The organism is Bradyrhizobium genosp. P (assembly GCF_049949265.1).
Taxonomy (GTDB): Bacteria; Pseudomonadota; Alphaproteobacteria; order Rhizobiales; family Xanthobacteraceae; genus Bradyrhizobium.
Genome location: NZ_CP188195.1, coordinates 2,720,312 through 2,733,489, shown reverse-complemented (window position 1 = coordinate 2,733,489; position 13,178 = coordinate 2,720,312). Strand labels below are relative to the sequence as shown.

Annotated in this window: 17 protein-coding genes; all 17 read right to left on the bottom strand. The window is 61.9% G+C overall.

Features of this window, described 5'->3' with window-relative positions; translation table 11 throughout:
- Nucleotides 1-3 precede the first annotated feature (3 nt).
- Nucleotides 4-408, bottom strand: a complete 405-nt coding sequence (locus ACP2YO_RS13265) for a hypothetical protein (protein ID WP_426441259.1) — start codon at nt 406-408, stop codon at nt 4-6.
- Nucleotides 362-706, bottom strand: coding sequence for a hypothetical protein (locus ACP2YO_RS13260; protein ID WP_426441258.1), 345 nt, complete (start codon nt 704-706; stop codon nt 362-364). The genes ACP2YO_RS13265 and ACP2YO_RS13260 overlap by 47 nt, the downstream gene beginning before the upstream one ends.
- 423 nt (nt 707-1,129) lie before the next feature.
- Complete coding sequence (gene nifW, locus ACP2YO_RS13255) at nt 1,130-1,471, bottom strand: nitrogenase stabilizing/protective protein NifW (protein ID WP_426441257.1); 342 nt, start codon at nt 1,469-1,471, stop codon at nt 1,130-1,132.
- Between the two features lie 203 nt (nt 1,472-1,674).
- Nucleotides 1,675-2,865: a homocitrate synthase gene (gene nifV, locus ACP2YO_RS13250; RefSeq protein ID WP_426443171.1), complete on the bottom strand. Its 1,191-nt coding sequence runs from the start codon at nt 2,863-2,865 to the stop codon at nt 1,675-1,677.
- 750 nt (nt 2,866-3,615) lie between these two features.
- Nucleotides 3,616-4,143: a nitrogen fixation protein NifQ gene (locus ACP2YO_RS13245; protein ID WP_426443170.1), complete on the bottom strand. Its 528-nt coding sequence runs from the start codon at nt 4,141-4,143 to the stop codon at nt 3,616-3,618.
- 311 nt (nt 4,144-4,454) lie between these two features.
- Complete coding sequence (nifH, locus tag ACP2YO_RS13240; RefSeq protein ID WP_426441256.1) at nt 4,455-5,339, bottom strand: nitrogenase iron protein; 885 nt, start codon at nt 5,337-5,339, stop codon at nt 4,455-4,457.
- Nucleotides 5,340-5,882: 543 nt separating this feature from the next.
- Nucleotides 5,883-6,230, bottom strand: coding sequence for a (2Fe-2S) ferredoxin domain-containing protein (locus ACP2YO_RS13235; RefSeq protein ID WP_426441255.1), 348 nt, complete (start codon nt 6,228-6,230; stop codon nt 5,883-5,885).
- 271 nt (nt 6,231-6,501) lie between these two features.
- Nucleotides 6,502-6,960, bottom strand: a complete 459-nt coding sequence (locus ACP2YO_RS13230) for a Rieske (2Fe-2S) protein (RefSeq protein ID WP_426443169.1) — start codon at nt 6,958-6,960, stop codon at nt 6,502-6,504.
- Nucleotides 6,961-6,980: 20 nt separating this feature from the next.
- Entirely contained in the window at nt 6,981-7,199 is a 219-nt protein-coding gene (locus ACP2YO_RS13225) for a hypothetical protein (RefSeq protein WP_426441254.1), read from the bottom strand.
- 343 nt (nt 7,200-7,542) lie between these two features.
- A complete protein-coding gene (locus ACP2YO_RS13220) occupies nt 7,543-8,733 on the bottom strand; it encodes a DegT/DnrJ/EryC1/StrS family aminotransferase (protein ID WP_426441253.1) in 1,191 nt (396 codons plus the stop codon).
- Nucleotides 8,730-8,999, bottom strand: a complete 270-nt coding sequence (locus ACP2YO_RS13215; protein ID WP_426441252.1) for a hypothetical protein — start codon at nt 8,997-8,999, stop codon at nt 8,730-8,732. Before ACP2YO_RS13215 ends, ACP2YO_RS13220 begins: the two co-directional genes overlap by 4 nt.
- A 34-nt stretch (nt 9,000-9,033) precedes the next feature.
- On the bottom strand, nt 9,034-9,393 hold the full coding sequence (locus ACP2YO_RS13210) for a hypothetical protein (RefSeq protein WP_426441251.1): 360 nt from the start codon (nt 9,391-9,393) through the stop codon (nt 9,034-9,036).
- On the bottom strand, nt 9,390-9,650 hold the full coding sequence (locus ACP2YO_RS13205) for a nitrogen fixation protein NifZ (protein WP_426441250.1): 261 nt from the start codon (nt 9,648-9,650) through the stop codon (nt 9,390-9,392). Before ACP2YO_RS13205 ends, ACP2YO_RS13210 begins: the two co-directional genes overlap by 4 nt.
- Nucleotides 9,647-9,964, bottom strand: coding sequence for a nitrogen fixation protein NifZ (locus ACP2YO_RS13200; protein ID WP_426441249.1), 318 nt, complete (start codon nt 9,962-9,964; stop codon nt 9,647-9,649). The genes ACP2YO_RS13205 and ACP2YO_RS13200 overlap by 4 nt, the downstream gene beginning before the upstream one ends.
- Before the next feature lie 216 nt (nt 9,965-10,180).
- Nucleotides 10,181-10,405: a 4Fe-4S binding protein gene (locus ACP2YO_RS13195; protein WP_426441248.1), complete on the bottom strand. Its 225-nt coding sequence runs from the start codon at nt 10,403-10,405 to the stop codon at nt 10,181-10,183.
- A gap of 13 nt (nt 10,406-10,418) precedes the next feature.
- Nucleotides 10,419-11,978: a nitrogenase cofactor biosynthesis protein NifB gene (gene nifB / locus ACP2YO_RS13190; protein WP_426441247.1), complete on the bottom strand. Its 1,560-nt coding sequence runs from the start codon at nt 11,976-11,978 to the stop codon at nt 10,419-10,421.
- Nucleotides 11,979-12,314: 336 nt separating this feature from the next.
- Complete coding sequence (locus ACP2YO_RS13185) at nt 12,315-13,178, bottom strand: SIR2 family NAD-dependent protein deacylase (protein WP_426441246.1); 864 nt, start codon at nt 13,176-13,178, stop codon at nt 12,315-12,317.

The following is a 13,178-nucleotide window of genomic DNA, read 5'->3' as shown; positions in this document are numbered from 1 at the left end:
TCCTTAGAATCCGCCCGCCTGCGCTACAAGACCGGTTTCTCGCAGGGATCGGCGCTTGAACATGGTCCTGATGAACGCCTCGGCCGGCCGCTCGGCGACTTCCGCGAGGGCCGCCTGTTCGGAGCATGGCGGCGGCGCAAGAATGCGCCTGCGGCCAGCCGGCGCGCGGCGCGGGCCGCGTGTCGGGATGACTTGGACACCGGATTCCAGCGCGTTCCATTCCGTAATCGGCGTCCGCGCCGGGCGTAGGGTGGCGGCCGCAATGCCGCGGCGGTTATGGTTGGTCGGGTCCAGCATCGTGATCAGGCCAGCACGCTCTGTGCGTACGACCTGCACTTGGCCTTCGGCGCGGCGCTCCGCGTCAGGGGGCGCGGGAGGCGAGATCCAGGCCGGCAATTCCGGCGACATGCGTGAGCTGCAACCCACCGAATCGCTCGATGATGCCAGGCCCGGGTTGGGTAATGTCGCCGTCGATGGCTGGCTCTCCGGTGAAGGTGACATCGGGCCTGCGGGATACCGCACCGACCTTCCGGATCGCGGTCGCGAACCCCTCCATCGTGGCCAGCGCATCGGCGTCCGCAACGGAAGGCTCGGTGAACAGCAACGTGGCGTCGGCACCGAAGGTGAGCGCCTTGCGCAGGGCGTCCTTGTGGGAACGCAGGCGCGTGCTGGGCGTGGTGATCTCATCGATGAACTTGTCCCGCACCTGAAGAGCGTTTGCTTGATAACCGGTTGGTGCAGGCCGCCGAGCAAGCCCTGACGGACAATTGTATTCGTCACGGAATGCACGCGGATCTGCGCGGTGTCGGGGAGCTGTCTGATGCAGGCGAGACTATGCATGCGCTTCTCCGAAAAATAAGCGGACGTGTTGTCGCGGGGATTTAGCTGCAGAGCAGCAAGTGTCGTACCAATTGCAGCGGCATCACAAATTCAGCATTCAAACCCGTGATTTGAGAGCAGTTGATCAGGTGGCTATTTGCGTCGGGGACAATACAGCTCCGACATATGTTGGGAACGCGACAGCGCCGCTTTCGCGCGCTGCTTCACAGAGTTGATCCGGATGAAGAAAGCAATTCGGAAGACGCGCCGCACCGATGTGGGTTGAGGCCGACCCGTCGTGAAGGCGAGGCTATTTCAGCGCACTCAGCGGCACGAAGGCGGCCGGCTTTGTTGGCTTGTCGACAGCATCCTTCAAGACCTTGAAGACGCGCAGGTCGATTGGCGAAGACACGACGAAATCGGCATAGGCCTGCTCCAGCATCGCCTTGCAGCGTGCAGCGACCTCCGGTTCCGCGGCACCGGCGAATTGTTCCTTGGCGAATTGTTGCCCCATGCGCTTCAAGATATGCAGACGCGCGACATTGACGACCTTGGGATCGTAATCGACGCCAAGCAGTGTAAAAATCTCTTCGGCCGAGGAGGCCTTGTTGAGCCGATCCAGGATGCCGGCTGCGGCCTGCGTATTGCTCATCAAAGTCTCTCTCTGGGTTAGGCCGCCGGCCTGCCGTCAGGCCCCGGCGGGGGTTGCTTATCGCGCCGAAAGCCGTCTCGCGTAAGCGCCGCTGGCTATGACCTAGACGACCTGTCGCTTCGCAGCTCAGCGCGTTGTGCGAGAGCTCGGTGCGCGGTGCGGTGGTTTGGTGACAGGCGACGATCATTCCAGGCATCGCCGTCTCATATGCGATCGGTCGACGAGCATTCGCAGACGTCGCGCCAGATCGCCGCAACCGCCTCGCGCGCGACCGACCGCTTATGCTCAACCGCGTGCTTTCGGACCCGCGACAGGATTTGTCTTGCCTGCTCGGCGCTGGCAGCGAGTTGCCATTCGGCAAGCAGGGTGCGGATGGTAGACAGTCCGGAATGCTTGCCGATCACAATCCGGTTGGAGCGGCCAAGCAGATGCGGGTCGAGCGACTGATAGGTGCGTGGGTCCTTCAACAACCCATCGACATGAATGCCGGATTCGTGGGTGAACACATGCTCCCCGACGATCGCTTTTTGCAGAGGAATCGAACGTGCAGCCGCGGCCGCGACCACCGCGGCGACGTTTACGAGTTCCGGCAGCGCTATGCCGGTGTCGCGCCCGTAGAGCTGTCTGAGCGCGACCGCAACTTCCTCCAGCGGTGCATTGCCCGCCCGCTCGCCGAGCCCGATGACTGTCACCGAGGCGTGGCTCGCGCCGCCCCTGATGGCGGCGAGCGTGTTGGCGGTCGCGAGCCCGAGATCGTCGTGACCGTGAAATTCGAGCTCGAGATCGGTGGTCGCGCGCAGGCACACGGTCAGGGCATAGGCGGAGTCGGGGTCGAGCACGCTGAGCGTATCGGCAATCCGAAAGCGTCGCGCGCCCGCGGCTTTGGCGGCTGCGACCAGCCTTATGAGAAAGTCGGGATCGGCGCGGGAGGAGTCCTCGCCTCCGACGGCGACCTCAAGCCCGCGCTCGCGGGCGTAGCCCACGACCCGTTTCAGCTGCTCCAGCGCCTGTTCGCGCCCGCCGCCAAGCTTGGCCGCAATCTGCACGTCCGACGCCGGGATCGAGACATTGACCGCCGACACCTTGGCCTCGATCGCCGCGTCGACATCGGCTTCACGCATTCGGCACCAAGCGATCGTGGTGAGCGGGAGCCCGGTCTCGACAATGGCGCGGATCGCAGCGATCTCTTCGCTGCCCATGGCGGGCGTCCCCGCCTCGATCTCGGTTACTCCTGCCCGCGCCAGCGCACGCGCAATTGCCACCTTTTCGTCTGTGGTGAACGCAACGCCAGGCGCCTGCTCGCCGTCGCGCAGCGTCGTGTCATTGAGCACGGTCGGCTTGGGCCAAGCCGTCTCGGACCATGACGGTTTGGCGGCGGTGGTGGCGGCGGCGATCACGAAGCCTCCTCGTTGCGCTTGGCAAGGAACACTCTTGGCAAGAAACACTTCAGCAAAGCGCATGCCACGTCCGCGCCCGCGCCAAACTCCTGAACCATCATTGGTTTCCGCCGCACTCAGGATTGTCGCCAGCGCGACAGCGTCGCAAACGCGACGCGCCAACCAACCTCTCGCCATTCTGAGTCTGGATCAACTCAGGGCTATCCGACCGGCTTGAGGCCCGGTCTAGACTCCAGCGAGAAAACAGGAAACCTGCCCGGCCGGATGAGTCCAATTCTCAAATAATCCGGAACTCGAAACGCGGCTTCCCCGGATAAAGCTCAGTCGGGTTGCCGGGCTTAGCCTCCGGCACTCTGGCCGCAACGAGGCGCATCAGAATTAGCCGGCGACCCAGCTTGATCGGACGTCCGCGTTCGTCCGCTCATGGCCTAGCGGCCGCTAAGCATTCGACGTTGGCCGAAGGCGCCGCGGCGTGGGACCGGTCTACGTCGATACATCCGAGTGACATGAAACCACTTATCGGGAGATTCCGCGACAATGCTCGGGTCGCCGATAGAGGAAGATCTACCTCGCGTTCTATTGTTACGTGCGAGGGCCCGGCCTTGAGCAGCAGATCGTTCCAGCCGGTCTCGGGCCATAGCCCGCCGCATTGAGCCTGGCCACATCAACCCGCAGCTCATCGAAGCCCGCCGCCACCCGCGCGATCATGGGTGGGCAGTCTGGCCAACGGACGATCGATCGGGAGCGTCAGCCGCGGCCCGCGACCGGAGCAGGCGCCTGCAACAGAACGTCGCGCCGGCGCTCGGCCATCCGGCTCTCGCCGCTTTCATCCCCAAAGCAGAGGTTGAAGTCCTTGCAGCGCGTGCACACCGGCGTCGTGCACAATACGAGGCCGTCGTCATCGCATAGCGTGCGATAAAAAAAGCGCTTCCAGCGCATGTTGTTGATGTTGCGCGCCGCGAGCGGCGCGAAATGGCGGCTCAGCAGGCGAGACACTTCACCGCGATCGCGCAATCCGAGATCTTCCCACAAGTGATTTGGCTCGATGGCGCGACGCGCGATCATCGCGGCCAGCCAACGGCCGGTGTTTCCTTCCGTCGACCGTTGCGCGAGCAAGAGGTCACGTACCATTGCGATCTCGTCGCTCTCATCGCGCTCGAAATCCTGCAGCAACGCCTCCTCTTTGATCCGAACCGACGGAAAGTTCTGCTCCAGCAACGCCGCCAGCTGATCGCTGGAAAGTCCGACCTTCTCGGAAACCAGACCACCATCCATTGTACCGGCCGCCAGAATCGACGCCAGCACGTGCCGATCGAAACTGCCGTCACTGCTAATGTCGGCATCTGCGGGGCGCACCCCCGTGAGGAGGCGATAGCTCGCAATTCCCCTATGCTCCTGACCGCTTCCACCAGCCGCCGTCGTCCTGACAACCATGACAGGAAAGAATTGCTCTTCGAACATAAATCGCCCGTCTACCCTTTAGCCGTGACCAAGTGTGCAACACTTGTGTCGTGGTATTGGTCACGCCGCCGGAACGCCGGCCTCCAGATGAGGGCTCCGGAGGCCGGTTCCCGCCGGTGCGCCCGCTACGACGCCGCGAGTTCGGCGGCGGATTTACCGACGATGGACTCGTCGACGGCCTTCATGATGCCGTGCTCCATCAGCATGTCTTCGAGCTCATCCATGGAGATCGGAGTCGGGATGATGCCCTTGCCGCCATTGTTGTGGACCTTGGCCGCGAGGTTGCGATAGTGGTCGGCCTGCTTGGAGTCCGGCGCATATTCCAGCACGGTCATGCGCCGTAGTTCTGCATGCTGCACAATGTTGTCGCGCGGCACGAAGTAGATCAGCTGGGTGCCGAGCTTCTTGGCGAGAGCTTCTGCGAGCTCGAGCTCCTTGTCGGTCTGCCGCTCGTTGCAGACGAGACCACCGAGCCGCACGCCGCCGGAGCTGGCATATTTCAGAATGCCCTTGGAGATGTTGTTGGCGGCATACATGGCCATCATCTCGCCGGACATCACGATGTAGATTTCCTGCGCTTTGTTCTCGCGGATCGGCATCGCAAAGCCGCCGCAGACGACGTCGCCGAGCACGTCGTAGGAGACGTAGTCGCGGTCCTCATAGGCGCCGTTCTCTTCCAGGAAATTGATCGAGGTGATGACGCCGCGTCCCGCGCAGCCGACCCCCGGCTCCGGGCCGCCCGACTCCACGCAGCGGATATCTCTGTAGCCGATCTTCATCACGTCCTCGAGTTCGAGGTCCTCGACGCTACCGGCGCTCGCCGCCAGGCTCAGGATCGTGTCCTGCGCCTTGGCATGCAGAATCAGACGGGTCGAGTCCGCCTTGGGATCGCAGCCCACGATCAGGATCTTGTGGCCCATCTCGGCCAGGGCCGCCAGCGTATTCTGCGACGTTGTCGACTTGCCGATACCGCCCTTGCCGTAGAACGCGATTTGTCTCAGTGAAGCCATGTTGCTCTCTCCATCAACCGATTTGCCGACGATTCTGCGCTGTTTGCGCGCCAACTTGTTTCCCTCTCAGAAACGAGGCACACGGGTCCAAGGGAAGGAGAGCATCGCTCGTCTTGCGCGTCTGCGTGCACCCAGCCCTCACTCAGTGTTGCGGTATCCTAACAGCAAGGGCCGTGCCAGCATTGTCGAGCTGTTTAAGCCTCTGATTACACACTGATACTTTGCGTACCTACCGATCATGGCAGGTGTTTTGAACCCGACAGGATCCGGTTTCGGCTGTGAGCAACCGGACACCCCTCATCGTCCATGAACTGGCATCACTCTGCTTGCCACACACTCATGCCAGGAACGCGCACTGCTCGCAGCGCCGACTAAGCTGCAGATTTTGCTCCCCTCACCGAGGGGCGAAGAACGACGTCCTCTCTCTCTTGCCCAGGGGGGCGCAACGCATAAACGCTCGCGTCGAGACAGTTCGGGAAAGTAGCTGCGGAGCTCCACCGAGGCAGCACTCGCCCGCAAGCGGAACGAGGTGAAGCCAGGCGCCTAATTCCGTTTCAGCACCATCACGAGTCGGTCGACCCGTTTGCCTTTCTTGAGGTGGGACTGGAGAATTTCGTCGATATCATCAGGTGTGGTCGGCCGGTACCACACACCATCGGGATAGACCACCATCAGAGGACCGGCGCTGCAAAAGCCGAGGCAGCCCGCTGGCGTGAAGCCGATGTCGGTGAGACCTTGCGCTTCGATCGCCTTGCTCATCCTGTCCCACAGGGGTAGCGCACCGGACGCGCCGCAGCTGCCGTGCGGATGATCGGGCGGACGCTGGGTGTGGCAGGCAAAGACATGATGCCTATAGAGTTGAGGAACTTCGAATTGCGTTTCTGCGTTCATGCGACTGTCCCGCCATGGTTTGAGTTACGTCTGAAGAGAGAGAAGTACGGAGCGCGTGGGCCAACGGCCGCAGTCTCTAAAGCGGGATGAGATTGGGTTGAATCGTCATCGCGCTTTAGCTCCTTTTTTTGAGCACGATCTTTCGGAAAACCGCTTCACACGTTCCGGGATCATGCTCTAGCGTGAGCGCATGAACGCCCTCGCGCAGCTTGCCGTTGAACCCGGCATCGATCATCTGAAGCGCCTCCCGCAGCTGAGCTCCCACATGAGATCAAGCCTGCTCATCCGGATGAATCATGACGTCCATGGTTTCGTCGCTGACCGCGAATGGATCGGAAAACCCTTCGTCCTCAACCAGCTGCACGCCACACAGGCAAATCTCGCCGCCAACCACCGCGAGCGCGACCGGCTCAAGACTTTTTCCTTCGCAGGGGCCATCGATGCAAAGACCGCTGTCAATTTCGAAGGTCGCGCCGTGCCGGCTACATTTCAGAAAGGAGCGGTCCGAAGAGAAGAACTCGCCGCAGCCGATGTCCAGCCGAACGCCGTCGTGCGAGCAGCGATTGACAAAGCCGATATAGTCGTTGCCGAACGTCCGCACCACGACGATCGGAAACGGCCAGTTCTCGCCGCTGTCGTCGATCCGCGTGAGGCTGAAGCCCGTCGCCCCACCGCGCTCGATCGCGTCGGCGCGACAGACGACGAAGACCTCGATCTCGCGGCTGGCCATATCGCGGATGCTGTCCCCGCTCATGCTATCCTCCTGGCTTCCCGCCTGAAGGCATCGACGGCGGCCCGGGTCGTACGAAACACGCCACGGCCGATGAACCGCTCATAGGTATCGCCGGCTCGATTGCGCAGAACATCGAACAATTGATGTGGCGTGACCTCCGCCGGGTGCTCGCCGATCACGGCCACGGTTCTGGTCGGGGCGAAGCGGGCGTGAATGATGACCTGTTGAGACTCCATGTCGTTCCCGCGCTTTAGCGAGCTTAAAGACCCGAGTTGAAGTTCGAGATCTTGACGACCATGTTTCCGGTTCCGCACATGTCGGCTCCGCAGGCGGGCCGCCAGTGAGGGCCGACACCATTGAGCTTCTCGCTGTCGTTGCGCTTTACTGTCGAGCATCCCTTGCGATCTCTCCAGACCAACTGACACTATCCGCATCTGACCTCGCCTTCGCTTTCGTGTCGAATAACGATCTCCGCGCCAAACAACTCCGCCAACAGGGAGGTGTGCCCGATGGCCCAGCCGCAGAACCGTGACTGTGGACATTTCATCCGCGTTTCTCGTGCGCCGGTGGTTCCTCGACTCAATAGATCGCCGCACCCGCGCCAATGTTGATGGACGCATCCTTCATCGTCTCCACTATGAACTCGATGTGATCGTCAGTGAGGTGGGTGTGAAACGGCAGTGCTACGGCGCGATCGGCGATCTTTTCCGCGATCGGGAACTCGCCGCGCCGATAGCCGCGGTCACAATAATGGCGCTGCAAATGCAACGGCTGGCAATAGGCGGCGGCCTCGACCTGCTCGATGCGCAGATCATCGACGATCGCATCGCGGCTGGAGCGCGTAAAGCGCGTCCCAAGGTGGACGAGATAAAGGAACCAGTTCACCTCCGTCACATCGGGGCCAACATAGGGCGGCTTGATGCCCTCAAATGACTGCATATACGCACTGTAGAGCTGCTCGACGAGCCGGCGCTGCTCCAGGATTTCGTCAAGGCGCTTTAGCTGCGCAAGCCCCAGCGCCGCTGTGAGATCGCTCATGCCGGCCTGGTAAGGCGCTACGCCGCCGACGACAACCGAGAGGCGCTCATCCAGCGAATGCGCGCGACGGCGACGCAACCCAACGGCCGTGTCAACGTCGTCGGTCACCACCATCCCGCCTTCGCCGCAGGTCAGGGCAAACGGCTGGGCGAAGTCGAACACGGCGGTATCACCAAAGCGGCCGACGAGTTCGCCTTTGTAGCGTGATCCGATCGCCTCGGTTGAATCCTCCAGCAGCGGCAGCTCATGATGTTGTGCGATTGCGCGCAACTCCGACCATGGTGCCGGATGACCATTCGGATTGCCGGCAACAATTGCCCGTGTATTGGCTGTGATACGCTCTTCGACCTTTGCCGGTGCCAGCGCTCCCGACCAATAGTCGATGTCAGCGAAGACCGGGCGGGCCCCGGCGAGAGCGATGGCGTGCACGGTCTCGCGAAACGAATAGGGCGAGGCGATCACCTCCTGCCCAGGGCCGATACCGATCGCCTCCAGCGCAAGCAGAAGCCCGATCGTGCCGCTCGGGACGGCAACCGCATATTTGCGGCCAAGATAAGTGGCAAACGCGTTCTCGAAGGCTTCGGTGATCGGCCCATTGGAAATCCGCGGCGAACATAGCAGCGCTTGCACGGCGGAGAGCTCGGCGGAGGTGATGTCGGGATCGGAGAGCGGAATGAGAGATAGACCCGCCCTGACCGCGTCATGCCCCTCTGTGAATGCAATAGCGGTCACGGCCCGATCCTTCTCGTTGCCAGCACGACCCCAGTTGCCCGCGCCGGATCGACCGTGATCTGCGCGCAGCGATTGGAGCCATCAATCAGGTGCAGGTCAAAACCCGGAAAGCTCAGGAATGGGGGCTCAGTGAGCTCAGACGCATCGCATCGTGTCAGCGCGAGATGCGGAAAGCGGTGCCGCAGTTCGGCAAACAGGCTCGCGTTGGCGGCTGTCGCCATGATCAGCTGCTCGATATCTTGTAGATCATCTGCGCCGAGCGCCATGAGCAACTCCTGCCACATGCCAAAGGCAACGCCGTCATTGCCAGAACACCTTATCGAGATCGGCATTGATCTCATCGGTGACCGCGCCCAGCCTCAGATGAACACTGTGGAATTCCCAGATGCCGAGTGCATGGTCTTTGCGAAACAGCTTCCAGATCGCGCTCAGGCGGTCATAGTGGATCAGCGCGACGTCGACCAAGCCGCCCTCTGTGTCGATGTTGCGCGAGCAGCAGGGACTCGCGACGAGATAGCCACTCGTCAGCGGCTCTACGTGCGGTGATACCCAGCGGTAGCGTTTGCGCGCGCTCAAGGCCTGCTCGATGCGTTTGCGATCGAGCTCGTTTGGATGAGGCTTTGGCCCGATCGTCCGATTTCTGATCACCGCGGCATTCATTGCGAACGGCCTTCCTCAAGGCAATGTGCTCTCTTCTTCGGGACGAACGGCGACCACCGCTGGCTAAATTCCACACAACAGATCGGGACGATTGCTTGAGAGCAGGTTTCAGCCCGGATGATCTCGCCGATAGAGCCGGCGCCGAGCCAGGGGCCGTCAGCCGGCGGCGCATCTTCAAACCAGCCGTCGTTTGCGAGCTTGACCGCGGCTTTGACCCGCCGGACCCATTGGTATTTCGGAACGCGCGGCTTGATCATGACGGGGCCTCTTGCAGTGGCAGATCGTTGGACCCCCCGCGTGCGTCCATTGAATCAAGCTCCTTGCGCTTCATGCCGACGCGGTTGCCACTTTCAAGGAACTCAACGCCGTAGATGTAGAATTGCTGGAGGAACGTGCCGATGGAGACGACGTAACCGACCTCGCCTTTCTTGGCCAGGATGTCGCCGATCTCCTTGCCGGCATAGGTCCCGTCATTGCGGATGGTGTGCCTGGCCCGCACCTTTTCACCAAAGTGGAAGGCCGGTGGGCCACTTAGCTCGACAATGTCACCGTCTCGGACGATTCTGTTCACGTGTCACTCCGTCGCGAATTTCCTGGCGCTGGTGTCGCAATGCCGATACCGACATGCCAATGCTGGCATGCCAATACCGCGGGGCAGTTCGGAGCAGCCGCCGGTTGTCGTGGCAAGACGGAAGCCAGAGCCGGGTGCGCCGTCCGCCGGCAACGTGACGCGGACGACATTTTTTTCAGCCATGGTTGGCGTGACATTCATGAGCTCTGCTCTCGCCTATGCGCGCGCCTGATAGCGCGGCAGTGAGGGGTCGACGACGCACGTCTGGTCGACCGGACAGATGGCGACACATTGCGGCACCTCGAAGTAACCGATGCATTCGCTACATTTCTTGGGATCAATCACGAACGTCCCGTCCTTCTCAAAGATCGCGACGTTTGGACATTCGGGCTCGCAAGCGGAGCAGCTCGTGCATTGCGAAGATATGATCTTGAACGGCATTCGACGTCCCTCCTCAAGCCGCCGATATCGCCGCGCCCTGGCGGTTCGCCCCGTCGCCGCGGTCGACATGCTCGACCTCGCCGCTTTGCACCTTCGCCAGATAAGACTTGAACCAAGCGATCGCAGAGGGCTCAATGAACTCGTGCGCGTAATGATCGACCGGTTCGATGCCGGTCTTGGTCAGCTCGCTCTTCGGGGAGCCACCGATCTTGGCCACGAACACGGCATGGCAGTCGTGAATGGCGCGGACAATGGTCGCAAGGCCGCCTTCCTTGGCATGGCCGCCCTGGCAGTAGTGATCGACACGGCGATGACCGACGAATCTTGCGCCCGATGTCGAAAGTTCATACACCTCGAATTCCCTGGCATGCCCAAAATGCTCGTTGATCACGCCCGAGCCCTTGGTTGCGACCGCGACCAGAACTTTGACCTCGCTCTTCATGCCCGCGAGCTCGGCCAGCTGCGCCTGCCCGAGAACTGCCTTGGCGGCGCGCTCCTCCTCGAGCCTGTTCTGATAGGCTTTGCGCGCCTCGAGGTCATACGTGACGTCCATGGCCATGATATTCTCCCTGGTGAATTCCGCGCTGCGATCCTCGCCGAGCAGGCCGACAGCGTCAGCGCGGCACTGGCGGCAATGCCGCATCATGGTCATCTGCTTTTCGCAAGCGTCCTGCAGCGCCTTCAGTTCCTGAACCCTCGGGCTGCGCTGTCGGTTGAGACCGAAGACCGTGCCATGCTCGGGCGCGGAGATCAGCGGCATGATGTTGTGCAGAAACGCGCCGCGCGACTTCACGGCCTTGTTGACCTCAACCAGGTGCCGGTCGTTGATGCCCGGGATCATGACTGAATTGATCTTGCAGAGAATGCCTCGCGCGGTGAGCATTTCGAGGCCCTGCAGCTGGCGGGCGCTAAGGATTTTGGCCGCCTCCACCCCCGTGTAGCGCTTGTGTTGGTGGAAAATCCACGGATAGATCCTGATGCCGATTTCGGGATCAATCATATTGATCGTGATGGTGACGTGTTCGACGTTCAGGCGGGCGATGGTGTCGACGTGGTCGGGCAACGCGAGCCCGTTGGTCGACAGGCACAGCTTGATATCCGGGGCGGCCTTGGCCACCAGCTCGAACGTCTTGAATGTCTGATCCGGGTTTGCCAGGGGATCGCCGGGGCCAGCGATGCCAAGCACCGTCATCTGCGGAATGCGGGAGGCGACCGCGAGCACCTTTTTGGCTGCCTGCTCAGGGGTGAGCTTCTCGCTGGTCACGCCCGGGCGCGATTCGTTGGCGCAGTCATATTTGCGATTGCAGTAATTGCACTGCATGTTGCAGGCTGGCGCGACCGCTACATGCATGCGGGCGTAATGGTGATGCGCCTCTACGCTGTAGCAGGGATGCTTTTTGACCTTTTCCCAGATGGCGGCCGGCAGATCGCCCTGGCCCGCCTGCGCCCCACAGTTCGCCTTGCCGCGGCCGGCCGAGGTGCCGCACCCACTATGCCCGGTGATCGCCTGCCTGATCGTACTTAGATTTGTCGCATCTCCGGTACCGCCTCCGCGCTCCGCATCCGCGTCCATGTCCAGTTCTTCCCTCAAGCCACCCCCCTTCCCAGGCCCACTCCTGAGCGAGCCACTGAACGAGAGGGAGAGCAACTCGCATGCCATCGCGCAGACGACGACATTTCTGATCTCAGTCAATCGGTTAGCGGGAGTGACCTTCTGTCGTGCACACGACAACGAAGATATGGCGTGTTGGAAATGTGACACGCATTCGCACAGCCAGGAGACAGACGCCGATTGCACGCGCGTGTCCATCCGCATCTCTTAAGCCCTTCAGCCGCACCGCGTCTTTCGATGCGATGCGGCGTCGCCCGCCAGCGGGCCGCGGCCGGCGGCTTCGGTTTGACAGGACCCCTACTCTGCCAGCAAGATCTCCACCGTGCGCGGGACCGACATCGCGAGCGGGATCAAACGCTGATCGACCAAGAAGCGCAGCTCGTTTCGTGAAAGCGCATCCGGTTCGACAATCGCATAGTGAACGTCTGCGGAGCGCTTGGCGATCTGCCGCGCATAGATGCGCAACAGCTGATCGTTGAAGCGGCAGCCAATGAAAAGAAAGTTCCGCGCGGTCCGCCGCTGCTTGACGATCTCGGGGATCGGCGTCTGGATGTCGATCTCGGTCAGCACCTCGACATAATCGGCATCGGAGATCAGGAAGTTCTTTGCCGGCAGCACGCTGCCATGCGGCTTGTACAGGACCGTGGTCCAATTGAGGGCTGCCGCGCGATCGACCTCTCTGCCATCGGCATCATAGAAGCGATGCCAGCGATCCTCGCCGATGCCAGCGCGGGTGATGCCCTGCACTTCGCCCCATCCGTCACGCTTGCCGAGCGCCGCACGCATCGCGCCGTCATACCAGGCATCGACGATCATCGGTAACCGAAGCGCGGCGAGATGATGATGCAAGGCTGTCGGCTCGACTGGAGCAGCAAACGCCTGCGCCATCAGCCCCGTCAGCGTGGACCGATGCTTGTTGCTCTCGATATGTTGCGCCGCCGCCCAGGCATTGCCCCGGGCACGGCGCGGCAGGGCGACCTTGGAGCCGAAGAAGGTCGCCAGCGCGTCCGGCGTCAGTGGCACGTCAGGCTTGGACAACTCGGCGACGCCTGGTCCGAGATAGGGAACAATGCGGCCGCTGCGTAGTCTTGCCGCAACATCGGTGAGCACGGCCTCCGCATCGGCCGCCTCGAGACAGTTGGTTCGCGGCATCGCCTTCAT

Bases quoted from the DNA above. Each gene is read 5' to 3' on its own strand.
- ACP2YO_RS13265 (WP_426441259.1), bottom strand. From the start codon at position 408: ATGTCGCCGGAATTGCCGGCCTGGATCTCGCCTCCCGCGCCCCCTGAC.
- nifW (WP_426441257.1), bottom strand. From the start codon at position 1,471: ATGAGCAATACGCAGGCCGCAGCCGGCATCCTGGATCGGCTCAACAAG.
- ACP2YO_RS13245 (WP_426443170.1), bottom strand. From the start codon at position 4,143: ATGGATGGTGGTCTGGTTTCCGAGAAGGTCGGACTTTCCAGCGATCAG.
- nifH (WP_426441256.1), bottom strand. From the start codon at position 5,339: ATGGCTTCACTGAGACAAATCGCGTTCTACGGCAAGGGCGGTATCGGC.
- ACP2YO_RS13235 (WP_426441255.1), bottom strand. From the start codon at position 6,230: ATGAACGCAGAAACGCAATTCGAAGTTCCTCAACTCTATAGGCATCAT.
- ACP2YO_RS13230 (WP_426443169.1), bottom strand. From the start codon at position 6,960: ATGGCCAGCCGCGAGATCGAGGTCTTCGTCGTCTGTCGCGCCGACGCG.
- ACP2YO_RS13225 (WP_426441254.1), bottom strand. From the start codon at position 7,199: ATGGAGTCTCAACAGGTCATCATTCACGCCCGCTTCGCCCCGACCAGA.
- ACP2YO_RS13215 (WP_426441252.1), bottom strand. From the start codon at position 8,999: ATGGCGCTCGGCGCAGATGATCTACAAGATATCGAGCAGCTGATCATG.
- ACP2YO_RS13210 (WP_426441251.1), bottom strand. From the start codon at position 9,393: ATGAATGCCGCGGTGATCAGAAATCGGACGATCGGGCCAAAGCCTCAT.
- ACP2YO_RS13205 (WP_426441250.1), bottom strand. From the start codon at position 9,650: ATGATCAAGCCGCGCGTTCCGAAATACCAATGGGTCCGGCGGGTCAAA.
- ACP2YO_RS13195 (WP_426441248.1), bottom strand. From the start codon at position 10,405: ATGCCGTTCAAGATCATATCTTCGCAATGCACGAGCTGCTCCGCTTGC.
- nifB (WP_426441247.1), bottom strand. From the start codon at position 11,978: ATGGACGCGGATGCGGAGCGCGGAGGCGGTACCGGAGATGCGACAAAT.
- ACP2YO_RS13185 (WP_426441246.1), bottom strand. From the start codon at position 13,178: ATGAAGGCGATGCCGCGAACCAACTGTCTCGAGGCGGCCGATGCGGAG.